The organism is Paraglaciecola chathamensis S18K6 (assembly GCA_000314955.1).
GTDB classification, from domain to species: domain Bacteria; phylum Pseudomonadota; class Gammaproteobacteria; order Enterobacterales; family Alteromonadaceae; genus Paraglaciecola; species Paraglaciecola chathamensis.
The window spans coordinates 44,446-67,212 of the sequence record BAEM01000020.1 but is presented as its reverse complement, the minus strand read 5'-3'; the positions used below and the strand labels follow the sequence as shown (position 1 = coordinate 67,212).

Genomic DNA, 22,767 nt, shown 5'->3' with positions numbered 1-22,767 from the left:
AGGCGGTCACTTATTAATGCGGATTGGTATTAAACGCTTGAGCATGCCCAATGTTGGGACGGGCTAATAAACGGCTCAGGCGTTTGTTAAATGGCATTAAATGTGATGTTTTGTGGGAAAGCGCACACTGATGCGCGCTCCCCCTAATTCACTATCTTCGATGATCAACGTGCCTTGGTAGGCATCAACCAAATCCGCCACCACAGCCATACCTATACCTTGGCCTTCTTTGTAACTGTCTAAGCGGGTACCACGGGTTAGCAATAACTGGCGTTTTTCTTTGGGGATCCCTGGCCCATCGTCTTCCACGTCAATTTGCACAAACTTGTCGTGCGCCACAACATCAACACGCACCTTATGGGCCGCCGCCTTACAGGCGTTATCAAGCACATTACCCAGCAATTCCATCAAATCTGTGCTGTCACCATAAAACGGCGCTGGGTTAGTTGCGTTTACTTGCTCGATATCTAGCTGTTTGTGGGCGTGCACTTTATTCATGGCATTAACGATTTTGCTCAACACCGGGGCAATTTCTACTGCTTGCTCCCACGCTGTGTTACTACCGGCAACTGCACGTTTAAGCTGACGTTGAATTTGTACATCAATTTGGTTGATAGGCTCTCTTGCATCGTCAGGCAGTGCAGTGTTGCCAGACAGCACAGCCAATGGGGTTTTTAGGCCATGGGCTAAGTCACTCAAGCTGTTCTTGTAACGGCTTCGTTGTTGCTGTTCGGTAGCTAACAAGTGATTAATGCTGCGTTTGAGTTTTTCCAGCTCAGGTGGGTATGTTTGGCTGATATGCTTGATATGCCCAGCTTCTGCTTGTTTGATTTGCTTGATCAAGCGATTAATCGGCCACAGCGCTGCATTTAAACTGACTATTAATAATCCCAGTAATACCAATGCAATTAAACTTAGCCAGCGCCAAAGCGTAGTGATAAACGCTTGTTCTTGAACGTTATAAGCGCTTTTGTCTTGTAAAATATAAAAACTTACCGGAACGAATTCTCCACCAGAATCGAACTCTGCTGTGTAAGCGAATAAAAAGTATGGCTCGAGAAGGGAGTACTCTTCATCAAACCGCTCTTTTCCCACATCTGGAGCTGAGAACTCGGGCATGGCTTGCCAGTTCAAGGTCGATAATGAGCGCCATACCATGCGCTCTTCAAGTTTAATGAATGCGTATAAACCGGAGCCTGGAATGTTTAATTGATCGTTGAATAGCTGTTCAGGCATGACGGGCTCGTCACCCGACATTTCAAATTCAGAAATCAGGGTTAAGCTCTGTACCCTTAATTGCTGCTGCATTGATTGGCTTAAGCTACTGGTAAAGGCGCTTTCAAGGGTGAACGCCGCCAGAGGTATAAATACCACCAAGACCAGCAGCGCTGCAGCAAAACTACGAAGGCGTAACGATAAGTTATGCACCCGCTAAACTTGAAATTCTCGGCTGATGCGATAACCACGACCACGCATGGTTTCGATAGGATTGATTTTTCCTTCAGGGTCGAGTTTTTTACGCAAACGACCAACAAATACCTCAATAACATTGCTATCTAAATCAAAGTCTTGATCGTAAATGTGCTCGGTGAGTTCGGTTTTCGATACAACTTTTTTCGGGTTGAGAAGTAAGTATTCAAACACCTTGTATTCGTAGGCGGTAAGCTCGATATCTTGGCCGCTAACACTCACTTGCTCGCTTAAGGTATTTAAGCTGATTGGCCCAAGCTCGATAGTAGGATTTGCTTGACCAGCAGAGCGCCTGATCAGCGCTTTAACTCTGGCTAACAATTCTTCGTTCTGAAAAGGTTTGGTAAGGTAATCATCGGCCCCTGCATCTAATCCCTCTACTTTCTCTTGCCAACGATCACGAGCGGTCAAAATAAGAATAGGGCAGGTAACACTGTTTTTGCGGGCTTTTTGAATGACTTCGAAGCCATCCATTACCGGTAGGCCAATATCGATGATAGCCAAATCGTAAGGGTGTTCACTTAACAAAAAGAGTGCTTTGGCACCATCATCGGCCAAATCAACGCTGTAGCCATTGGTTTGTAAAAGTGTGTCTAACTGAGTTAATAAACGGCTGTCGTCCTCGACAATTAAAATGCGCATTAGTCGTCCTTCTTACCACTTTTTACTACCCGTCCTGAGCGTTTATCAACATCAACATTGACCACTCGCCCAGATTTTTGCAGTACTTTCACGCGGTATTTATTTTTACTTTGGTCAACTTTCAATACACGGCCTTGAACCTGCTGCTGTGCTTTCTGGGCAGCTTGGTTTTTATCAATTTTTGCGTTGTCGCTCTGTGCATAGGCATGGCCTAGCAAACCAGACGATAAACTGATAAATAAAACAAATAGTGTATTTTTGGCGATATGTTTCAACGATTGACCCCATTCACAAACGGTTACGGATAGTTTAGCGCAATCAATACCTAGGTGGAAACAATTCCAAACAGGTCAAGGTTCCTAAAAAGAAACATGTGCGCCAGTGACGAAGTTTGCTTCGAGAGTAAGCTTACAGGGTGTTAACTGAATTGCGCCTGAACTGAATGTGCCAAGAAGAAATAGGCATAGTCAAAAATCGATTTTTTTTCTGAGCTGTTTTTTCTGCCCAGATTTTTTCTTGCTGTCGACTCTGCGTACTTGTGAGCCTTTGGTTGGTTTGGTGGCTTTACGTGGCTTTTGCACGACTGCCGCGTCTCTGACGATTTGCCCCAATCGTTCAAGTGCATCCTGACGATTCATCTCTTGGGTTCGATGAGCCTGCGCCTTAAGAACGAGTATGCCGTCTTGGGTAATGCGTTTGTCGTTACTCTTAAGCAATTGCTCTTTGTAAAATTCTGGAAGAGAAGACGCTTTTATATCAAAGCGCAAATGGATTGCACTAGAGACTTTATTCACATTTTGCCCGCCAGCACCTTGGGCGCGTATCGCGGTTAATTCAACTTCATGATCTTGAAGTGAAATATAGCTTTTAATGAATATCATTTAGCTGTCCTTTTACTGCTTCTGCTTAGAATTACCTTGGGCTAACACAACACGGTATATGAGACAGGGCGCGAGACAATTAGTGACACAATCAGCGAGGCAAACTTTCATTATGAGTGCCTCGCCCTGAGTGTTTCTTCGCGCCTATCTGCCAAAGAGTACCGGCTACGGAAGAACCTTGATATAAGGTTTTACCGTGACCTCTTTATACACACCTGCATCCATATACGGGTCTGCATCAGCCCAAGTTTGGGCGTCTTCTAAGCTGGGAAAGTCAGCAATAACCACTGAGCCGGTAAACCCAGCTTCACCTGGGTCTTTGCTATCAATGGCTGGGCAAGGCCCAGCGACCAATAAACGCCCTTCATCAGTTAGTTGTTGCAAGCGTGCCAAGTGCGCAGCGCGCGTTTGTTTACGCAAGGGCAAACTATTTTCTACATCTTGTGAATACACTACATACCACATGGGCTTTCCTTATTTTTTAGTCGCTTGTTTCATTGCACTGACGAAATCGCGCAATTTGCTTAACATGACCTCAGGTTGAGATAAATTTTCAGCGATAATATTCACAGTGGCTGAGCCTGAAATAGCGCCAGCAGCCCCTGCACTAATCGCTTCTTTAACCTGTTCAGGTTTTGAAATACCGAAACCTAATAGAGGCGGCGCGACTTTATATTGGGTTAACTTTGCAATCAGTTCACTGGCAGGGATGGTTGCAGCTGTTTCTGCGCCGGTCACGCCAGCACGGCCAAGTAGGTAGGTGTAGCCTTGCGATTTTTTACCAATTTCAGCCAAGGTTTCGTCGCTGGCATTCGGTGGTGCAATCAGTATTTGTTTAACGCCTGTTTTTGTAGCGATATCAACGAAGCGTTCTGACTCACGAAGGGGGACGTCAGCAATTAAAATCGAGTCAACCCCAGCATTGGCCGCATCATCGTAGAACTTCTCAAGACCTGGTTTAATAACCAAGTTGCTGTAAAGTAATAAGCCGATTGGGGTATCTGGATAAATTTCACGGAACTGACGGATCACCTCAAAACAATCACTTGGGTGTATTTTGTGGCTCAAGGCACGAATACTTGCTTGTTGGATAGTGGGGCCATCAGCAATGGGGTCAGAATAAGGAATGCCTAGCTCTAACGCATCAGCGCCGCCTTCTACCAAGGCTTTTAGAATTTCTAATGAGGTGGCAATGTCTGGGTCGCCAAGCATGACGAAAGGTACAAATGCGCCTTCATTGGCTGCGTTTAAACGCGTGAACATATCACCGTAGCGGTCGCCGTTATGGCCCTGTTCGTTACTCATTGGTTTCGCCTCCCAAAATGCTGTGTACGTGGGCTAAATCTTTGTCACCACGACCGGATAAATTGACTACGATAATCGTGCCGTCTTCGGCTTCATCGGCCATGTTTAAGGCATGAGCCAGGGCATGAGATGATTCAAGCGCTGGAATAATCCCTTCTTTGCGTGATAGCAACTGAAATGCATACAAGGCTTCATCATCCGTAACTGCGGTATAAGTAGCACGGCCAATATCGCTCAAATGGGCATGCTGAGGGCCAACAGCTGGGTAATCGAGCCCAGCGGATACAGAGTAAGACTCTTCAATTTGGCCGTCTTCATCTTGCATAATATAGCTGTAGGCACCATGTAAGATACCGGTTGTGCCTTTACCAATTGCAGCGCCATGTTCGGCGGTGTGCAAGCCTTTGCCTGCAGGCTCTACTCCAATTAGCTGTACGCTTGGCTCATCGATAAAGTCGGCAAACATACCAATCGCGTTTGAACCGCCACCCACGCAGGCGACTACCGCGTCAGGTAAGCGACCTTCTTTGGCCATAATTTGCGCGCGAGTTTCTTCGCCTATCATACGGTGGAATTCACGCACGATGGTCGGGAATGGGTGAGGGCCCGCCGCGGTGCCGAGCAAATAGTGAGCTTTGTCATACGTTGCAGACCAGTCACGCATTGCCTCGTTAACGGCATCTTTTAGGGTGCCAGAGCCTGCATTTACGGGTATGACTTCAGCGCCCATTAAACGCATTCTAAATACGTTCGGTGCTTGACGTTCAACGTCTTTCGCCCCCATATAAATACGTGCTTTTAAGCCTAACAGTGCACAGGCTAATGCCGTGGCAACGCCGTGTTGCCCGGCGCCTGTTTCAGCGATAACTTCGGTTTTACCCATACGCTTAGTCAGTAGTGCCTGACCCAATACTTGATTGGTTTTGTGAGCGCCGCCGTGAAGTAAGTCTTCACGTTTTAAGTACAGTTTGACGTTGGGGTTTGATACCAAATTGCGCGACAAGGTCATGGCAGTGGGGCGCCCTGCGTAGTCGGTAAGCAATTCAATGAATTCTTTTTGAAATTCAGGATCGTTTTGCGCATCAATGAATGCTTGTTCTAATTGATCAAGCGCGGGAATAAGCAGTTCTGGCACATACATGCCACCAAACTGTCCGAATTTGCTCTCTAAATGGTTCATAATCGTTTCTCGTTTTTTAATACGTTAACTTGTGAGCGGCTCATGCAGCCTAGGGCTAATACGCGCGTAATTTTTCGAACACGCGTTGCAGCTTTTGCTCAGATTTTTTGCCTGGGGCGTCTTCAACGCCTGAGTTTAAATCAATTCCGCCTAGGCCAAGCCCAGCGGCTTGCTGTGCGTTGTCTACGTTGATGCCACCGGCCAGAATAATTTTGCTGCGACTTAGAGCACTTAGATCAGCCTGTGCGAACAGTTGCCAATCAAAGGCTTGACCAGTACCGCCACTTTGATCGCCTACTTTGCAATCCAGCACGAAACGGTCAACGCTATCTTCATCAAGGGCGGGTAGGGTATCAGTGATCCCCTTAGCTAACCAGATTTGACAACCAGCTAAATTCGCGTCGTTCAGTGCTGCGCGCAATTGAGTAATATAGGTCTGTGATTCGCTACCATGTAATTGCACGGCGACTAAACCAAGGGTGGTGGCATATTCAACGATCAATGCAATATTGGCGTCAACGAATACGCCTACATAATCAAAAGGTACAGCCGCCACCATGTCTCTTGCGTCATCAAGTGATAAGTAACGTTTTGATTTTTCAGCGAATATAAGCCCTGCGTAACTGGCACCCATAGTCGCTACGTCGGTGGCGTCTTTGGCGCGGGTCATGCCGCACACTTTGACCGTACCGTAGACTAAACGCTTCACCGCTTGGGCTACATTATCCTCAGCCATTAATGCACTACCCACAAGAAACCCATCAACGATAGGTGACAAGCGACGTACATCTTGATGAGTATAAATACCGGATTCAGAAATAATCACATGTTCGTGAGACGCTTGGTTAATTAGTGGGACCAAGTGCTCAGTGGTGGCTAAATCGGTACTTAAATCTCGTAAATTGCGGTTATTAATACCGATAATCTTGGCCTTAAGCGCAACTGCGCGGTGGGCCTCTTCTTCGTTGCTCACTTCTGTTAATACATCAAGGTCAAGGCTGTGGGCGATATCGGCTAATTCGCGATACTCTTCGTCATTAAGCACTGATAACATCAATAAGATGGCATCAGCGTTGTGATGACGAGCCAAGTAAACTTGGTAGGGTTCAACGAAAAAGTCTTTGTTGATCACCGGCTGGGTCACACGTTCTCTGACATATTCTAAATATTCGAACTTACCTTGAAAGTACTTTTCATCGGTCAACACCGAGATGCACGCAGCGTAAGGTAAGTAGGCTTCGATGATCTCATCTAAATTGAAATCGTCTCTGATCAAACCTTTTGACGGAGAGGCTTTTTTACACTCTAAAATGTAGCCAGCATTGGGCTGATTGAGCGCATCAAAAAAGCTACGCGTTGAAGGCGTCAGACCATCTTTAAAGTGCGCTAAAGGAAAATCCACTTTACGCTGGGCTATTTCTTGACGCTTATCGGCAACAATTTTTTCTAATACATTGGCCATTTAGGCTTCCTTTAAATGATGTCGTGGCTACGGCTAACTTCAGATGAGGCTTCAATTACCTGCAATGGGCGCTTTGCTTGCATCGCATCGAGCGCCAACTTTGCCCCCTGCTGATAGGTGTCCGCGTGTCCACATAATTTGATCAATGCGCCTGCATTCATGGCGACCGCTGCTTCATGGGCTTTTTGACCTTCACCGGTTAGCACATCTTGTATTAACTGTTTGTTTTCATCCGGTACCCCACCTTCTATGGCGGCTAAAGGATATTCTTCAAGGCCAAAATCACTGGGCGACAGCGTGTATTCGTTCAGCTTGTCACCGTTAATCTCGACCACCATAGAGGGTCCATGAACCGCCAGTTCGTCTAGACCACTACCATGAACCACGAGTGCTTTTTTGTAGCCTAGTAGCTGCAAAGTACGTGCGAAGGGCATAACAAGTTCAGGTGCATATACGCCTATCATCATATGACTAGGTTGCATTGGATTAACCAAAGGCCCCAGTAAATTAAAAATAGTACGGGTTTTTAAGGTGGTACGAACAGGCATCGCGTGCTTGATCCCCGCATGATAAACAGGGGCAAATAAGAAGCATAAATTTGATTTGTCTAAACATTCACGGGCCACGGCAGGTGACATATCTAGCTTCATACCAAAGGCATTAAATAAATCTGCTGAGCCAGATTTGCTCGAAACGCTTCGATTACCATGTTTAGCGACTTTAACGCCGCAGCTGGCTGCCACGATAGCGGCCGCAGATGAAATATTAATTGTGTTGTGACCATCGCCGCCGGTACCCACTATGTCAGCAAAGTCATACTCTGGGCGCTTGATAGCACTGGCATTTTGGATCATCGCTTGGGCTGCGCCGGCTATTTCTTCTGGTGTTTCGCCTTTGATCTTCAACGCAGTTAATAGCGAGGACAACACTATGTTATCTACCTGGCCTGTTACGATTTGATTAAAGACATCCGTGGCTTCGTTTTGGCTAAGGGCTTTACCTTGATAAAGCGTTTCAAGTAATGGAAATAGCATGTTTGTCCTCTAATCGTTCACTTGGTCTTGGGTTAAATAATCAATGCTTTGCATCAATAACTGACTGCCAAAGGCGGTTAAAATAGATTCGGGGTGAAACTGAAAGCCCAGCATTCTATCTTGCTCGTGGCAAACTGCCATAGGCACAGCTTCAAATTGTGCTAATACTGTCAATTCAGCTGGCATGTTGCTGGCCATCAGTGAATGATAGCGAGCAACCGGCAAAGGCTGCGGTAAGTTGGCAAACATTTTATCACCTTTGTGGGTGATTAAAGATGATTTACCGTGCATAACGACATCGGCGCGAATAATGTTACCGCCGTAAGACTCCACAATCGCTTGATGGCCCAAACAAATGCCAAGCACTGGGAATACGCCCTTTACTAGGTTGATAAGCGTAGGCATACAACCTGCGTCAGCTGGTGCACCTGGCCCTGGTGATAAAAGCAGAATCACTTGGCTAAGCTTGGCTTGCTCTTGCATCTTTTCGAAAATAGCGTGGGGAGACACAGAATTACGATAAACCGTTAATGCCATGCCCATGGTGCGCAGTTCATCTACTAGGTTATAGGTAAATGAATCAAAATTATCGACCAAGAAAACGTGAGTCGTATTGGATGAAGAAGACACGTTAGGTAAAGTCATTATTTTGCCTCCTTCGCGGTTTGGGTCGGGTTAGGTGAGACAGCGCTTGGCCCTTCGTGAGAGGTAAGTATTGCGCGAATAACCGCTTGCGCTTTACCACGGGTTTCATCTGCTTCAGATTGCGGATCTGAATCAAACACCACACCGGCACCCGCCTGAATATGGGCAGTATTATTTTTGATAAACGCGGAGCGGATAACAATGCAAGTATCCATGTCACCATGGCCGTTAACGTATCCCACAGCGCCGCCGTAGCTGCCCCTGCGTTGTTTTTCGACTTCACGAATAAGGCTAGCAGCACTGACTTTAGGCGCGCCCACTAACGTGCCCATGTTCATACAGGCTTGATAGGCATGCAGTGCATCTAAATCGTCACGTAATTGGCCAACTACTTTGGAAACAAGGTGCATTACATGAGAGTAGCGGTCTACTTTTAGCAAGTCTTTTAAATGCCTTGTACCTGGCTTTGATACTTTCGCCACATCGTTGCGGGCTAAATCGACCAACATTAAATGTTCCGACTTTTCTTTTTCATCTTCGCGTAAATTCAGTTCGATGCGGCTGTCCAGATCCAAATTGATTGAGCCATCGGCGTGTTTACCCCGCGGGCGCGTGCCGGCGATAGGGTAAATTTCAACTTGGTTGGTATCTTTTAAGTACTTAAGTGCTGATTCAGGCGAGGCACCAAACATGCAAAAATCGATATCTTGCATGAAAAACATATAGGGGCTCGGGTTTTGCACCTTTAGGGCCTTGTAGGCTTTATGTGGATCAGGGCAAGGTAAACTGAAGGTACGAGAGGGCACGACTTGAAATATATCACCGGCTAAAATGTGTTGTTTGAGGTTTTCTACGTCTTGAATAAATTCTTGATCTGACTTGCTTATTTTCAATTCATCCGGGGCAACACTAGGCGAATCAAGCTCTGGCACGGGCATGTCTTTACCCAGCTTGTGTTTTATTTGCTCTAAACGCTGGCTGATGGCGAAATAGTTATTACCAACATTTTTACCGCTAAATACGCTACCAATTAATTCTGTTTTCTTGGCTTGATGGTCAATTAGCAATAACGTTTCGGCCAAATAGAAAACAAAGTCAGGGCAGGTATTCTCGCTGTCGCCCACTTGAGGCAATTGCTCAAAGGTGGCGAGTAAGTCATAAGCAAATGCGCCGCCTAAGAACAGCGCTTCAGGATGCGGTCGAATAGCCACAACTTGGTTGATCAGTAGGCGCAGAGCATCAAATACCGCAGGGGCTTTCAAACGGCTGTCTTCGTCTAATTCGCTGTCGCTGAAGGTAAACGTTAAAGTTACTGTGCGTGCGGCTTCATCAAAAGCGTGCTCGACACCTTGCGGGCAATACTCGATAAACAAGGGTAATGCCGCTGCGCCGTTATCGGTCAGGGCTTGACAGGTAACGACGGGGCCGTCGCACTGCAATTTTATCGCGGCGTCGACCAGTATTAAGCTTTTTAAATCGTCTTTACTGTCAATCTCAGCTGATTCGAGCAGTAAGTTGTGGGGCTTACCCTGACATAAATATTGATACGCTTGGAGTGGATCTGCCACGTAATCAGCACTGAGAAGTAGAGTTTCTACTTTTCCGGCTTGTTCTGTTAATTGCGCTAAGCTCATGATTTTTCTCTATAACCTTGTTTATAACCTGTTCTAGGCGTTGGCTTTGTTGGGCATTAATCGGGTCGTAATTTTCAATCGGGCATAAAAAAAGCCCGTATTATACGGGCTTTTCTTGTTCAATCGCACAAATACATACGCTCACAGCCCGCTAGTTAGGGATGTGCCACCACCAAATTAAGTTAGTTGAAACGCGTAATACTGTATTCATGGGTATAAAATCTCGTTTTGTTGCACGCGTAAATCACTGTCGGGCGTGCGATAATCTATCGTTTGATAACAAACATGGTCTTTTTTCAGGTTTTGTCTGCTATTCATCACCAAATGCGTATAATACACACTTCAGGCGTATAGAAGAAAACAATTTTGCTTCTCTGTCAACAGTCAATTTTGTAAATGTATCTTTCGGGTACATGTTAAAAGGGTTTATTTAGGGTTTCATGAAAATCGATTTGCACTGCCATACATACTACTCTGACGGTCAACTTTCTCCTGTTGAGCTGGTGGATCGCGCGAACAATATGCAAGTAGACGTATTGGCCATTACTGACCACGATACCGTGCAAGCGTTAGATGAAGCTCGGGCCCATCAAGCTAAACAAAAGCGCCTGATGCACATCGTTGACGGCATAGAGCTTTCCACTTCTTGGCATAACTTCGACATTCATATTTTAGGCCTGAATGTGAACAAGGATGATGAGCTGTTTCAACAGCGCTTAGTTGAGCAGAAAAACGAGCGCGGTGAGCGTGCGCAAAAAATGGCAGATAAACTCGCAAAAGCTGGGGTTGAAAATGTGCTAGACGATGCAAAGTTATTAGCAGGGGAAGGGCAGCTAACCCGTGCCCACTTTGCTCGTGTGTTGGTTGAGCGCAAAGAAGTACGTGACTTCGAAAGCGCCTTTAAAAAATATCTAGGTAAGGGCAAACGCGCACACGTTAAGCCACGTTGGATTTCAATTGAAGAGGCCGTACAGTGGATCCATGACGCTGGTGGCAAAGCGGTTATCGCTCATCCTGGTCATTATGATATGACGGCCAAGTGGCTTCGTCGATTAGTGGCACAATTCAAAGAAGCAGGGGGAGATGGAATAGAAACCACTCACGCACGTATTAACCCCGAGAAACGCAAGTTGATTGTTGAATTAGCCACTGAATACAATTTACAAGCATCAGCCGGCTCCGATTTTCATTTTGTGAGTCGTTGGACCGAATTAGGTAGAAACTTGGGGGTGCCAGAACATCTCACCCCTATTTGGCATGACTGGTCATTCATTGACCCGTCAGTTGACGCAACATCTAACGCGTAACATCGCGTTTAACTTACTGGGAAGTAACGATTATGAGCCAATTTTTTTATATTCATCCTGATAACCCGCAAACGCGTTTGATTAAACAAGCGTGTGAGTTAATTCATAGCGGCGAAGTGGTGGTTTACCCAACAGATTCTGGTTATTCCATTGGTTGTCATATGGACGATAAAAACGCCCTCGAACAAATTTGCCGTATTCGTCAAATCGGTAAAGATCACAATTTCACGCTGATGTGCCGTGATATGTCCGAATTGTCTGAATATGCTCGGGTGGATAACGCGGCATTTCGCATGATTAAGAATAACACTCCAGGTCCTTACACCTTTATTTTAAAGGCGACCAAGGAAGTACCTAAGCGTTTGCAGAACCCGAAACGACGCACCATAGGTATTCGTGTTCCTGATAACGCCATTGCGTTGGCATTATTGGAAGAGCTGGGTGAGCCGATGATGTCCACTACGCTTATTTTACCAAATGAGATAGTGGCTGAATCTGATCCTGATGAAATTCGCGATAAACTTGAAAAGCAGGTGGGACTGATCATTCACGGTGGTTTCTTGGGTGAGCAACCCACCACAGTGGTTGATTTATCAGAAGGTGAGCCTGTCATTATTCGCCAGGGCAGCGGCGACGCAAGCCCGTTTAATTAACCGCGCTGTGACTCACAAATGAATATTGATAAAGCGCTTCAAACTGCACAGCAGCAAGAAGCTACAAACCAAGGTCAGGGCGTACAACAGCCTTTGCCCTTGGCGTTTATCAATGGTCAGGCCTTTACAGAGCACCCTGAAGATTTATATATACCACCGGATGCACTAGAGCTGATCTTAGATGCTTTTGAAGGCCCGCTAGATTTGCTGTTGTACTTAATCCGCAAGCAAAAGTTCGACTTAATTAATTTGCCTGTGTATGAAATCACCAAGCAATACATGCTGTACGTTGACATGATGAAAGATTTAAAGCTAGAGCTTGCGGCTGAGTACCTGTTAATGGCTGCAATTTTAGCTGAAATTAAGTCGCGATTATTGCTGCCAAAAAGACCGGATGCAGAAGAAGACGAAGACGACCCAAGAGCAGAGTTGATTAGGCGTTTACAGGAATATGAACTGATAAAAAGTGCCGCGCAAGAAATGGATGCGTTGCCACGCTTAGAGCGAGACGTATTCTGTGCCCAGGCGCAAACCAGTGAGTCTGTTACGCCTATCAAGATTCTGCCAAAGGTGAACTTGCAAGATTTGGTGGTGAGTTTTCAAAATGTCCTGCAACGAGCAAGTGCGTTTGAGCATCATTCCATTGCCCCTGAGGCGTTATCAACTCGGGAGCGTATGGCACTGATTTTAGAGAAGCTCAACAGCCATGACTTTACCGGGTTTGATTGTTTGTTTCAGGCCAGTGAAGGCAGGGCAGGGGTGGTGGTGACATTCCTTGCTGTACTTGAGTTATGCAAAGAGCAGTTAGTTGAGTTGGTGCAAAGTGAGCCAATGGCAAATATTCACGTAAAGCTGCACGCAGGAGAACCCCAGTAAATGGCAAAAATATCCCCAGTGCAGTTAAAGCAGTTAGTTGAAGCGGCGGTGTTTGTATCTGACGCTCCGGTTAGCCAAGAGCAGTTACAAGATACTGTTTTAAGTGGCCTTAAGGTCGGTAAAAAAGCGTTAAAACAAGCCATAGATGAATTGCAGCTTGAGTACCAATCTCGTGGCGTACAGCTGGTTGAAGTCGCAAGCGGTTATCGTTTTCAATCAATGGATAGTTTAGGCCCATGGCTCAGTAAACTGTGGCAGGAGCAAGCGCCTAGGTATTCAAGAGCACTTTTGGAAACCTTGTCTATGGTGGCCTATCGTCAACCCATCACCCGTGGGGAAATTGAGGATGTGCGAGGTGTTGCAGTGAGTAGCAACATCATGAAGACCCTAATCGAAAGAGATTGGGTTAAAGTGGTCGGGCACAAAGAAGTACCGGGTCGTCCAGCTTTATATGCAACAACCAAAGGATTTTTAAACTATTTTTCGTTAAAGAGCCTGAAAGACTTACCCAGTCAAGATGCCTTTGATGCGAGTAATAGCCAAGATGAGCGCCGAGTCATTACTGAGTCAGCCCAAACGACTGAGCAAAAGACTGAGCAAAAGACTGAGCAAAATGACGGACCAATAAAAGCAGGCGAGCAATCATCCGATAAAAATGTATCGGCAGAAGAGCAAATACCGTCAGAGCAAGCACAAGAGACTAAGCTTGATAATACTGACAACCCTAATCAAAGAGAGCAGTTACACTAATGAGTGAAAAATTACAAAAAGTTCTAGCCAATGCTGGTGTGGGCTCCCGTCGTGAGATGGAAAAATGGATAGCCTCTGGGCGCATTTCGGTTAACGGAAAAGTCGCCACCTTGGGTGATCGCGTTGAGCCTGTGGATCAACTTCGTGTCGACGGAAACCTGATTACTTCGGCAGCGAAAAGCGCCATGTGCCGGGTGTTGATGTACAACAAACCCGAAGGCGAACTATGTAGCCGTAAAGATCCTCAGGGTCGCCCCACTGTGTTTGACCGGTTACCTAAAATTCAAAATGGCCGTTGGATTGCCGTAGGGCGTTTAGACATCAACACCAGCGGTTTACTATTGTTTACCAATGATGGTGAATTAGCTAATCGCTTAATGCATCCCAAGCACGAAATTGAGCGTGAATACGCGGTACGTGTATTCGGTGAAGTGGAAGACGACATGATAAAACGCCTGAAAAAAGGTGTTGAACTTGAAGATGGTGTGTCGAAATTTACCGAAATTCGTAAGCGTCCTGGTGATGACGAAAGTTTGAACTCTTGGTACAACGTGAGCCTATCTGAAGGTAAAAACCGTGAAGTTCGCCGATTATGGGAGTCTCAGGGTTTACAAGTAAGCCGCCTAATTCGTGTACGTTATGGCACGCTGAATTTGCAAAACCGCTTGCCGCAAGGTGGCTGGATTGAGTTGCCACTGACTGATTTGAATACCTTGCGTAAAAGTGTGCAACTAGACTTAGAGCAAGAATCATTAGTTGAAGATAAACAAACCAAGCTCGATCACGTGCGCCTAAGTCGCATGCGCCGCTCTGTGCAAAAGCACAAGGTAAATCAAGGTCGCGCTAAGCCAAGACCGAAAAAGAAATAACCTCATGTTATAGGTCGTAAGCTATGACTTACGACCTGCTTCTTAAAAAACATGTATTACAAAGTGGCGAGCTGCACGCCAATTGCACCTAAAACCAAGGCATTGATACGATTGAACCAGCGCCAAAATTTAGGTCGCTCCATCCACTTGGCGCACTTCGACGTTAAGCCACTTAACCCTATGAACCATACCACAGAGGCTAAAATTCCCCCGATAACAAACCACCACTTCTCTTGTTGCCATTGCCCAGCGAGATTACCCATGAGTAATACTGTGTCGATGTAAAAATGTGGGTTTAACCATGTCACACCTAACGCGGTTAACAAAGCACGATGAAACGGTATTTTGTTATTAGAAAGCGCGACGATCATTGCATCATTCGCCATTGACGCTTTGAGTTTATTAAATGCAAGCCACAGTAAAAAAATGACCCCAGACCATTTTGTTACAGATACCAGCGTAGGCTGCTGCTGTAACAAAAGGCCAAACCCCATCGCACCAAAACTTATCGCGATAGCGTCGCTGAGGATAAACAGGGCCACAAATAACCCCGCCCACTGGCGCTTTAACGATTGCTCGATGAGAAAACTATTTTGTGCTCCTACTGCAATGATGAGAGTGCCGCCCATCAAAAATCCACTTATTGCCGCTGTCATCATTGTTTTATCGCTTCATGTTTTGAATAACCTTGATATTAACGAAGTAAGCGGTTTAAATTAAATTAATAATATTTTTTACTGATTAATTTTATTTATGTTGGATTATGACGCGCTACATTGTTTAAGCGAGGTACTCCTTTATGGTAGCTTCGATAAGGGCGCCCAAGCTTTGCACCTTACTCAGTCCGCCGTGTCTCAAAAAATTAAGCGGCTTGAGTTGCACCTCGGCAGCCCTGTATTGGTGCGCACAAAACCACTAAAAGCTACGCCCTTAGGTCAACAGTTGCTTGCTCATATACAAAGAGTCAATGTATTGGAAGACGAGCTTAGTGCTCGTACAGGCATCTCTGATGAAGCATCACCCCTTAGCATAGCGATTAACAATGACGTGCTGGCTACTTGGTTTAGTGATGTTATGGCGCGCTTTAGTTTTAGGCGCTCAAACCCAGTGCATATATTTAATGCGGATCAAACTCAGACGCGAACCCTACTTCAACAGGGAAAGGTGATGGGCTGCATTAGCCAAACGGGCACGCCGATAACAGGTGGCGAGTCTGCTCGATTAGGAAATATGAATTATCAGCTTTACGCGTCTCCTGCGTACATAGCGCGATACCTGACCAAGGGCCTATCGCCAAATGAAGTGTTTTCGGCTCCTGGATTACTCTATGACGAATTCGACGTTGCGCTATTGACGCAATACCAGAGTGAGTGCCTAGGCGTTGCCCCGACACTTAAGCATTGCCATTGGTATCCGTCTTCCTATGGCTTTTTGCAAATGGCCGTAGCAGGTGTTGCGTGGGCATTATTGCCTGTACTGCAAGTGAAACATGAAGTCGCTTCAGGGCAGTTGGTGCCCCTCTTTCCAGATAAACACCTTGCTGTCTCGCTGTTTTGGCACTGGATTGAACTTGAATCGGATGCGCTCGGGGAGCTTAGTCAATGCATAAAGGACGTCGCGAAGAAACAATTGTCTTAATAAGCTAGCCGGAATATCTGCACTAAAACTTATAGAGACACCCAAGTTAACTTATAGAGACACCCATGTTTAAAATTTTGATCCGCAATTGAACTAAAATTTATTGAGACAGCCATTCTAAAAATTATATTTGTAAAAACACGCCTCAAGATGTATTGATTCAGGTTTCTGTTATTTGAAAAGGAACTTTTACTTGGATTTCAGGTGTTGATAAGGGAAAACAGCGACGATTGCGCAGCTTTTGACAAGCGCCGGCTTCACAAGCTGTGCATTAAGTGTATTTGTTGAAATTGATTTAAGCGCGCTTTAGCAGCTCTTTTGCTTTGCCCATCCCGCGTATTCGTTGATGATGAGTGTGACGCTTGAACGCATTCATCATTTGCTCTGCACCTGCTGCGTAGCAGAAGTGTTTTTCAAATTCAGTGGTTAAGGCTAACCACTGTGCTGAGTCTAACCCTAGTCTTTCTAGAATAGGGCTTTGAGTGTTATAGATATAGCCAGGCTTGTCATCACGAATACAGCGACCTGTGGTATCGATAAGCTCACAGTAGTCTTTGAGGAAGTAAGCTATTCCTTTGGGCATATTTTCCCTTGAGCTTCCCACAAAGGGCATTAGCGTACTTGGTTGAGCGTGATGATGTTTAGCGGCGTGAAGACGCTTTTTGATGCTGGTGTGTTTTGCTGTTTCAGGTGTTTTGGCTATCTTCGCTCTAATCGGGTTTAAATCCACATAGGCCATACACGCTAGTACTGCACTTTCTTCTAATAGGGCTTGTGATTTAAATCGCCCTTCCCAAAACCGGCCTGTGCAGTCATCTTCTTTATTGGCTTGACGGGCAATGTGCTCATTCAAGTCACGCATGAACCAGCTGATGTCGTATAAACGTTTTCTGTAAATTTCAACGGTGTCATCAAGGGTGATTAACTCTCCTTGGGTTAGGGTATCCCCGTTTATAAATTTTTGAGTCAGTAACGTACCTTTATGAAGCGTGTGATAACGCTTTAGCACCGATTCGGTATCCCATTTATCAGCTAAGGCTTTATCCACACAAAGCACCACATGGGTATGATTACTCATCACTGCGTAAGCGCAGATATCAATTGCGAACACGGTAGATAAAAACAACAAACGCGCTTCTACCCAGCCACGACGATGTTCATAGCTCTGCCCTGTCAGCGTGTTTGTACCACATAAGAAAGACTGGCGAACACAACGGGACACACAGTGATAATAAGGCGTATCAATTAAGCTGACTTGGCTTTTTCGTGACTGAGGCATAACAGTCGACCCAATAATGTAGAACACGCATCAAGTGTAGTTGAGGGATGAAAATTAACCATTTTTAACATGGGTGTCTTCATTATGTTCTGGAGGCTAAGAGGGCTTTTATATGCGGGGAGGAGGGGTGTTTTTCGTAGTGGTGTGGTCCCATTACGAGCATTACAAGAGCTCTATTAAATTTAACCCAAATATGTGGCACTAGCACTTTCAAAGGCTTCTTAAGATAGTGGCCTCGCAAAAACATTATCGTGCGCGCAAAGTTATTCCAAGGTGTATTGATGAGATCGTGATGGGGCATTATTGCGGGCAATATAATATTTTTGATAAAGAAGTTCGTTGTCGTTACGTGAGTATAGCGCGCACTTTGGCCTGTTAAATTCTTCACTCTTTGCGTTTTGAAAATAGCATCAGTTAGCGCGCAGGCATAATATATCTCTTTGCTAAAGCCTAATTCATCCGCTAGTTGACAGATAGAAGTTAGTTGATATTTCTCTTGATAATCAGTTAATAACAGGTGAATATCAAATATATCGCGAAAGCTCTTTTCGTAATCTTTATTGTAGAATAAATGAATGATGCAGTGGATTACCATCATGGGGTCGCTAAGGGTAGTTTTGCCACTCTCAGTGTGTTTAGTGGTACCAAATAGCAAACGTTCACGGATTTCTATGCCTGAAATTGGAGGGATAATCGTATGATGAATATCTAATGTCACGCCACGCTCGGGATGATTGAAAGGGGGGAGTTCATGAGCCTATTTACGATAATATTGTTGGTCGTAATCATCTAATTTCTTTTCAACCCAACCGTAGCGTTTTAAGGTTGTTTCTACCAGAGCTAAATCGTCTTTGTAAACTAATATATCGATGTCAGTCATCACTCTCCCTTCGTGATTGCTGGTTTTATCAAGTACATATGCCGCGCCTTTTAAAAAGGTAGGCTGGCAATTAATAGTTTGTAAATGCTTGTCCTTGATATAGCGTTAAAACAACTTTGATGAGCAATGTTTTCAGGCTCATGGAAGTATTTTATTTAATTTCCAGCAGTGCCTTTTTCTACTACAAAATCAGCAAAACGGACTTGTTCTTCTTCTGAGCGCAAACTGTCGCCATCTGCTAACGAGCGATAAATTCCCCATTTAGGTCTCACAAAGTCTTCACTTGATACACCGCGCCACATATCGATAACGGGCTCATTAATATCAACTAAAATAGCATTGTCTTGCATGCGAGATATTTGCATGTAAAAAGCACCTTCTTCGGCAAAGGTCGCTTGTACTGTGATATTTAGCCACTCGTCAGTGATGGATGACCAGTCGGCTTTTATTAAGTAAATGTCGCTGGTACTTGTGCCATCAGCGTTAAACCCTTTGCTGTAGCGAACTTGTAGTTCATTGCCGGTACTGTCTTTATACCATTCCACGTTAATAAGTGATCACTCAGCGAGAGTTTAAAAGGGCTTAAACAAGGCGCATGACTGAATGAATAGTTGTTCTCTTTCGAAGTCATGCAACGCAGTGTAAGCCCTTTTAAAACTCGCCTGAAAGGAATGCCCCAGCAGCTTTTGCTCTGCGTTCTCACTACTCGAAAGGGAACAACCATTACTTTATAGCGACGCCTTAATCAAAAACCGCTGGACGCATTCTGAGGGGGCACTTATTAATGCGGATTGGTATTATCCACCCCTGAAAGCGTAATCATTGGCTGGTCGTCATTGCCGTTGCTATTGTCTTGGCTAACGTTTTTGGCTTTAAGCTGGAAAAAGTGGCTGAATTTTTTCGATAATTCTAGTTCATTTGATATTTTAAATTTCCAACTAAACTGCATCGTTTCGCCTTGGTAACCTTTGAGTGCGGTAGGCGACTTGTCATAGGTTTTTATTTCATTGCGTTGTCGGTCAGACTCAACGCCTTTATTGAAATCTAATGCTTTGTGCGCCAGAAACACGAAGTGAGGACCCACCATGTTATCGCTATCTTCAACAATATGCGCAACCTCTGTGTGGTCGGTCGGGTACATATCAGGCGCCTCTATCGACCCTGCAGCAAAAACATTCTCAATTAGGTCATAAGCACTCAAGCCTGCGTTTGGCCCATCAGCAGATAGGGTGACACTCGATACGCTGTCAAAGGAATTAAACGGCGAGGTGACGCTTTGATCATCAGGTGAGCCTTCCTCGTTTGTGTTGCTGGTTATGGTTTGATCTTGTGTTGTAGCAGTTGTTGTGGAAAGTGAGTCCCCAGAGCCACCGCAACCCCATAACGCAGACGCGCATACCGCGCTTAAACATAAGTGAACTAAGTGCTTTGTTATCATTATTTTCCACATAGTAGAGTAATACCGTGCTGTTGTTTATTTCGTCAAGACAGTATGTTATTTAAGCACGAAGAGCGCAACATGACGCTCGAGCCATACAGGGATACTTGGTCGCAGCTCGCAGCCGTATAGGGCAAATAACGCTGGGCCGTTTGGCGCCCAGCTTGGTTAATGCTATGGTGCAAATCATCAGAATTGGGCAGCAAGGGGCTTGAATTAGCTGGGTTACTCCGCATGTTTATTGTAGGCGAAAATATAAACGGGAGGGGCTTTATGATAACGCAGTTACCTGAGAGCGAAGGTGCCACCATTGGGATTATGGTGACAGGTAAAGTTGATCAGGCTGAAGAGGAAAAGTGGATCAGCACTTTTAATGCATTGATCGCGCAGCACGATAAAATCAATGTCTTAGTCTTAATTGATGATAACTTTGATATAGGTTTAAAGGCCGCTTATGAAGACCTTAAGTGGACGTTCGGTCATCTTAAGCATATAGATAAACTTGCCATTGTATCAACTCGTAGAGTGATAAAGTGGCTGGTAGAAATTGACAGCCCTTTTGCCAAAGTGGTTAATATCGAGGAAAAGTATTTCGATGTAAACGAGCTAAACAAAGCATGGGCTTGGGTTAAAAGTGAATAGGGCTAACACGCCATATGTATCGGTAGTGGGGTCGAAAGGCCAAGTATTATGCAATAAAACAGGGTAAATAAAGGAAATCAATATGCAAAATTCCATACTGTTAAGTGAAATATTTGGCTGGATGTCATTGATCAATGTTGGTGTGTTGAGTGCAGCCTCGTTGGCTTTGATATGGTGGGGAGACAAAATCACTTCCATTCATAGCAGGCTGTTTGGCGTTCCGGTACCTCGATTAAAAAGCATGTACATGAATTATTTGGCACAGTATAAATTGCTTATTTTTGTCTTTAACTTGATTCCTTATATTGCATTAAAAATCATATATTGAACAAACATGCGCTACAAAGGTACGGGGCATGTTTTATATGAGTGAAATACCAGCCAACCTGAAGGTAAGAAATGTTCGCTTTTACATTCACTGTATGGTAAAAAAATCTTTTACTAAGAATAGATTCACTCATGAGTAATAAAAGGACGCTGGCTGTATTATTTTTACTTTTCCTATGCCACGCATGCGCTACGGTGAAAACGCTCGCCCCCAAAGGAAATCACGTCGACATCGCCTACTATGATAAAAAGAGCTACTGTAATAGTATTCCGCGGGTATACAGCGGGCTCAGCCACAACGTTTGTTTAATGTACGGCGAGCCAAGTCAAACGCTAAATATGGGGGATTCCTTTAATGGGGTGCCTTATTTACTGATTGATAGCGCATTTTCTGCCGCTACAGACACACTTTTACTGCCCTACACCATCTACTCCCAAGCTACAAAAGGCTCGATTAAGGTTAATTAAACACTTTTGATTGCTACCAAATTTTAGGCTATTGAGCGTTCGATTTTTCTTGTTCTTATTCTTTGCTGTCTTCTGCCTCTTCCTGGGCTTTTTGTAATGATTTGTGTTTTCCTTTTGGATTTACAGCTGAAATTAGGCTTTTATTTTGTGCTTTGCTAAGCGGATAAATTCGGCTGATATTACATTTGAATCTGTGGTTATCTGGGGTAAATACGCTATCAAACCCAGTACTTAAGGTATTAGGGATGCGGGAATAAACCAGAAGAGCAGGTGAGTAGTTTATATCGTTACAACGCATAGTGAGTTTGACCAGATACGAGCGAAACGGAGATGTCCTCAATATGAGGTATTGATCGCTTAATGATGTCCAACTGTCTAAATCGAATGCGCTGATGGTATTGCGCGCTTCAAGCTGTTCCGTGGTAATGAATTTTTCGATAATGGCAGTCTTTTCAGGATCAGATAATCGATTCGATGCACAGCCGGCTAATGCTAGCAACATAGCCATCAGGATCACGACACGTTTCATAGCAGCTCCTTTTCTATTGAAGTTAATTACTCCAATTAAGAGTGTCAGATTAATCTTAAGTTTCAGGTAAAACGCTTAAATTACAAGTTGTTACACTTTATGGTGACGAGCCTTTATTAAAAGTAAGGGTTAAAAATTTGACCTTTCTGTGTGCGGATTGTAGGCTGGCTAAGGTTAAAAAAGTGTCAGTATTAATTTAAGGAAAAATAAAATGAAAACAAAGGCAGTTACACTTATCTGTGCATTATTCTCGACAAGTTCAGCGCTCGCTGCTTCTCCTAACTGGGATTATATTCAAGGGGGATATTACATTGTTAATATTTCCGATATTGATGGCTTAGATCCTCATGGCTTTGGGATCGGCGGGGCAAAATCACTTGGCAAAAATGTATTTGTCAGAGGTAGTTATAGCATGACAAATGACGACATATTTGACGGTGATGTCGATTTTGACCAAGGTAGCGCAGAAGTGGGTTATCGTTACAAGATGACGGGATCAACTGATATATATGGCACGCTTGCTTATCAGTATGCTGAAATCTCTGCTAATGGGTCAAGTGGGAATTTAACTTCTGATACCGACGGTTTTGGCGCAAATATAGGTATTCGCTCTATGCTAACCAATAAAATTGATTTAGAAGCATCAGCAGGTTTTCTTCGTTTTGATGGAGACAGTGAAGCAGTCGCGATGCTGGCGGCAAACTACCACTTTCACCCAAATGTATCCGTTGGGTTAAACTTCACCAACATAGCAGATGTTAGCACCTTAGGTGCGCTTGTCCGGTATTCGTTTTAGCTTTGAGCAGCTTTCGCTGTTCAGTGCGTGAACAGCGATTTATTTCATCTCAACTTAGCCAG

25 protein-coding genes and 2 pseudogenes are annotated in these 22,767 nt (G+C 44.7%); 10 read left to right on the top strand and 17 right to left on the bottom strand.

The genetic code is table 11. The features are described from left to right. Window positions 1-96 precede the first annotated feature (96 nt). The 11 genes from GCHA_RS05890 to GCHA_RS05840 form a co-directional block, all read right to left on the bottom strand. Window positions 97-1,428 carry an ATP-binding protein gene (locus tag GCHA_RS05890; RefSeq protein ID WP_007986113.1) on the bottom strand — a complete coding sequence of 444 codons (1,332 nt, stop codon included), beginning with the start codon at window positions 1,426-1,428 and terminating at the stop codon, window positions 97-99. Window positions 1,429-1,431: 3 nt separating this feature from the next. Continuing rightward, complete coding sequence (locus GCHA_RS05885; protein ID WP_007986111.1) at window positions 1,432-2,112, bottom strand: response regulator transcription factor; 681 nt, start codon at window positions 2,110-2,112, stop codon at window positions 1,432-1,434. Then, window positions 2,112-2,387: a PepSY domain-containing protein gene (locus GCHA_RS05880; RefSeq protein WP_007986109.1), complete on the bottom strand. Its 276-nt coding sequence runs from the start codon at window positions 2,385-2,387 to the stop codon at window positions 2,112-2,114. The genes GCHA_RS05885 and GCHA_RS05880 overlap by 1 nt, the downstream gene beginning before the upstream one ends. Before the next feature lie 192 nt (window positions 2,388-2,579). Beyond that, window positions 2,580-2,993, bottom strand: coding sequence for an alternative ribosome rescue aminoacyl-tRNA hydrolase ArfB (gene arfB, locus GCHA_RS05875; protein WP_007986107.1), 414 nt, complete (start codon window positions 2,991-2,993; stop codon window positions 2,580-2,582). 165 nt (window positions 2,994-3,158) lie between these two features. Next, window positions 3,159-3,458: a YciI family protein gene (locus tag GCHA_RS05870; RefSeq protein WP_007986105.1), complete on the bottom strand. Its 300-nt coding sequence runs from the start codon at window positions 3,456-3,458 to the stop codon at window positions 3,159-3,161. 9 nt (window positions 3,459-3,467) lie between these two features. After that, window positions 3,468-4,298 (bottom strand): tryptophan synthase subunit alpha, encoded by an 831-nt coding sequence (gene trpA / locus GCHA_RS05865; protein ID WP_007986103.1) that lies wholly within the window; start codon window positions 4,296-4,298, stop codon window positions 3,468-3,470. Continuing rightward, a complete protein-coding gene (trpB, locus tag GCHA_RS05860; RefSeq protein ID WP_007986101.1) occupies window positions 4,291-5,478 on the bottom strand; it encodes a tryptophan synthase subunit beta in 1,188 nt (395 codons plus the stop codon). Before trpB ends, trpA begins: the two co-directional genes overlap by 8 nt. Window positions 5,479-5,533: 55 nt before the next feature. Then, window positions 5,534-6,940 (bottom strand): bifunctional indole-3-glycerol-phosphate synthase TrpC/phosphoribosylanthranilate isomerase TrpF, encoded by a 1,407-nt coding sequence (gene trpCF / locus GCHA_RS05855; protein WP_007986099.1) that lies wholly within the window; start codon window positions 6,938-6,940, stop codon window positions 5,534-5,536. An 11-nt stretch (window positions 6,941-6,951) separates the two neighbouring features. Beyond that, entirely contained in the window at window positions 6,952-7,974 is a 1,023-nt protein-coding gene (trpD, locus tag GCHA_RS05850; RefSeq protein WP_007986098.1) for an anthranilate phosphoribosyltransferase, read from the bottom strand. A 9-nt stretch (window positions 7,975-7,983) separates the two neighbouring features. After that, window positions 7,984-8,619, bottom strand: coding sequence for an aminodeoxychorismate/anthranilate synthase component II (locus GCHA_RS05845; protein ID WP_007986096.1), 636 nt, complete (start codon window positions 8,617-8,619; stop codon window positions 7,984-7,986). Then, window positions 8,619-10,253, bottom strand: coding sequence for an anthranilate synthase component 1 (locus tag GCHA_RS05840; protein WP_007986095.1), 1,635 nt, complete (start codon window positions 10,251-10,253; stop codon window positions 8,619-8,621). The genes GCHA_RS05845 and GCHA_RS05840 overlap by 1 nt, the downstream gene beginning before the upstream one ends. A 440-nt stretch (window positions 10,254-10,693) precedes the next feature. Between GCHA_RS05840 and GCHA_RS05835 the strand changes: the two genes are divergently transcribed. Genes GCHA_RS05835 through rluB form a run of 5 tightly spaced genes read left to right on the top strand, consistent with a single transcriptional unit; the run spans window position 10,694 to window position 14,708 of the window. Next, window positions 10,694-11,560 (top strand): PHP domain-containing protein, encoded by an 867-nt coding sequence (locus tag GCHA_RS05835; RefSeq protein ID WP_007986092.1) that lies wholly within the window; start codon window positions 10,694-10,696, stop codon window positions 11,558-11,560. Between the two features lie 32 nt (window positions 11,561-11,592). Continuing rightward, window positions 11,593-12,213: an L-threonylcarbamoyladenylate synthase gene (locus tag GCHA_RS05830; protein WP_007986090.1), complete on the top strand. Its 621-nt coding sequence runs from the start codon at window positions 11,593-11,595 to the stop codon at window positions 12,211-12,213. 18 nt (window positions 12,214-12,231) lie between these two features. Then, window positions 12,232-13,089: a segregation and condensation protein A gene (locus GCHA_RS05825; RefSeq protein ID WP_007986088.1), complete on the top strand. Its 858-nt coding sequence runs from the start codon at window positions 12,232-12,234 to the stop codon at window positions 13,087-13,089. Beyond that, complete coding sequence (gene scpB, locus GCHA_RS05820; protein ID WP_007986086.1) at window positions 13,090-13,839, top strand: SMC-Scp complex subunit ScpB; 750 nt, start codon at window positions 13,090-13,092, stop codon at window positions 13,837-13,839. After that, a complete protein-coding gene (rluB, locus tag GCHA_RS05815) occupies window positions 13,839-14,708 on the top strand; it encodes a 23S rRNA pseudouridine(2605) synthase RluB (RefSeq protein WP_007986084.1) in 870 nt (289 codons plus the stop codon). Before scpB ends, rluB begins: the two co-directional genes overlap by 1 nt. Before the next feature lie 56 nt (window positions 14,709-14,764). Here the strand turns inward: rluB and GCHA_RS05810 are convergent, their stop codons facing one another. Further along, complete coding sequence (locus tag GCHA_RS05810; protein WP_039992158.1) at window positions 14,765-15,367, bottom strand: LysE/ArgO family amino acid transporter; 603 nt, start codon at window positions 15,365-15,367, stop codon at window positions 14,765-14,767. A 94-nt stretch (window positions 15,368-15,461) separates the two neighbouring features. Here GCHA_RS05810 and GCHA_RS05805 point away from each other — a divergent pair, with 94 nt between their 5' ends. Then, window positions 15,462-16,346 carry an ArgP/LysG family DNA-binding transcriptional regulator gene (locus GCHA_RS05805; protein ID WP_039992156.1) on the top strand — a complete coding sequence of 295 codons (885 nt, stop codon included), beginning with the start codon at window positions 15,462-15,464 and terminating at the stop codon, window positions 16,344-16,346. A gap of 295 nt (window positions 16,347-16,641) precedes the next feature. Here the strand turns inward: GCHA_RS05805 and GCHA_RS05800 are convergent, their stop codons facing one another. The 4 genes and pseudogenes from GCHA_RS05800 to GCHA_RS05785 all read right to left on the bottom strand — a co-directional run. Further along, complete coding sequence (locus GCHA_RS05800) at window positions 16,642-17,625, bottom strand: hypothetical protein (protein ID WP_007986076.1); 984 nt, start codon at window positions 17,623-17,625, stop codon at window positions 16,642-16,644. An 82-nt stretch (window positions 17,626-17,707) separates the two neighbouring features. Then, window positions 17,708-18,604, bottom strand: a pseudogene (locus GCHA_RS05795) (nucleotidyltransferase family protein). A gap of 56 nt (window positions 18,605-18,660) precedes the next feature. After that, the gene (locus GCHA_RS05790; protein ID WP_318248940.1) at window positions 18,661-19,050 is read right to left on the bottom strand and encodes a hypothetical protein; all 390 of its coding nucleotides are present in this window, start codon (window positions 19,048-19,050) and stop codon (window positions 18,661-18,663) included. Between the two features lie 245 nt (window positions 19,051-19,295). Then, window positions 19,296-19,943 (bottom strand): annotated as a pseudogene (locus GCHA_RS05785) (heparin lyase I family protein); the annotation flags it as partial. A gap of 273 nt (window positions 19,944-20,216) precedes the next feature. Between GCHA_RS05785 and GCHA_RS05780 the strand changes: the two are divergent. From GCHA_RS05780 to GCHA_RS05770, 3 genes are all read left to right on the top strand, one after another. Beyond that, window positions 20,217-20,585, top strand: a complete 369-nt coding sequence (locus GCHA_RS05780; protein ID WP_007986069.1) for a SpoIIAA family protein — start codon at window positions 20,217-20,219, stop codon at window positions 20,583-20,585. A gap of 82 nt (window positions 20,586-20,667) precedes the next feature. Next, entirely contained in the window at window positions 20,668-20,913 is a 246-nt protein-coding gene (locus GCHA_RS05775; protein WP_007986067.1) for a DUF6868 family protein, read from the top strand. Window positions 20,914-21,044: 131 nt separating this feature from the next. Then, entirely contained in the window at window positions 21,045-21,380 is a 336-nt protein-coding gene (locus GCHA_RS05770) for a YceK/YidQ family lipoprotein (RefSeq protein ID WP_039986872.1), read from the top strand. Window positions 21,381-21,435: 55 nt separating this feature from the next. On the opposite strand, the gene GCHA_RS05765 is transcribed toward GCHA_RS05770, so the two are convergent. After that, window positions 21,436-21,909: a DUF6491 family protein gene (locus GCHA_RS05765; protein ID WP_007986064.1), complete on the bottom strand. Its 474-nt coding sequence runs from the start codon at window positions 21,907-21,909 to the stop codon at window positions 21,436-21,438. Window positions 21,910-22,120: 211 nt separating this feature from the next. Here GCHA_RS05765 and GCHA_RS05760 point away from each other — a divergent pair, with 211 nt between their 5' ends. Next, entirely contained in the window at window positions 22,121-22,705 is a 585-nt protein-coding gene (locus GCHA_RS05760; protein ID WP_007986062.1) for an outer membrane beta-barrel protein, read from the top strand. Window positions 22,706-22,767 lie beyond the last annotated feature (62 nt).